1 protein-coding gene is annotated in these 896 nt (G+C 38.7%); it reads right to left on the reverse strand.

Annotated features, from left to right (window positions below; translation table 11 throughout):
- Window positions 1-11 precede the first annotated feature (11 nt).
- Window positions 12-896 (reverse strand): alpha/beta hydrolase (locus tag CRG87_RS07875; protein WP_228150067.1); only part of this gene is annotated, 885 nt, incomplete at its 5' end.

Consider the following 896-nt stretch of genomic DNA (forward strand, 5'->3'; position numbering starts at 1 on the left):
TTCATGATATTTCATCGATTACTTCTCCTTCTTCTTGGCTTTAAATTTTTTTCTGGTCTCCCAGGTCGATCAGGTTTTTTTAGCAAATACTCCCGAATGGCTTGTATTACCTGTTTATTTTGTGGCAAATCCGAGTGGTCTGCCTTTTCGCCAGTGACCGTCATTGCCGTGTAAGATTTGACCTGTTTTTGAAAAATAAACTTACCTGCGGCAACACTAGTTTCTGGCACAATTCCATCCGATTCATAGCTTTTACCACCAGATAATGAGTAGACTTTCAAGTTTTCTGGAAGTGCTGTACGATTTTTAATAAAATCGGCTAGCATTTGTGTACGGTTATTGATGTTATTTTCAGTAAAATTATAAGGTGTTCCCAACGTCATCAACCGCTTAATCCTTACATCATCAGAATACTGCGCATAGTAGTGTTCTAACCAGTATGTCCAAATAAGACCACCATTTGAATGCCCAAACGCCTTAAAGTTATTAAATTTATAATTTTGCATCAAAGACGTAAAGGCAACGTCTAGCCAAAAAGCCTGTTTTTTGATATTGGCATAACCGTCTTTATTATTGGCAAAACCAATAATGATTATCGGTTCCTGATCATTCTTATTAATCGAACCACTATACGATAATTTTGCTTCACGTGAAACAGTAACTTTGAGAACACTATGCTCATTCATTGTCGTTTTGTTCAGCTGATCAATTAGTTCATTAAAGCGCTCAGTTGTGGCACTCGAGCCGGGTACCATGATGACTGGTGAAAGCAGCGAGCGACTACGCTCTGCGTGCGCATTATTCTCCTTTTCCATCCAATAATAACTGGGAATGGCAATCACTACTAACAACGCCACTAGCATCAGCAGCCATTTGAAATTAGGATTCTTTCGTAC

Source organism: Lactobacillus apis, from assembly GCF_002837055.1.
Classification (GTDB): Bacteria; Bacillota; Bacilli; order Lactobacillales; family Lactobacillaceae; genus Lactobacillus; species Lactobacillus apis.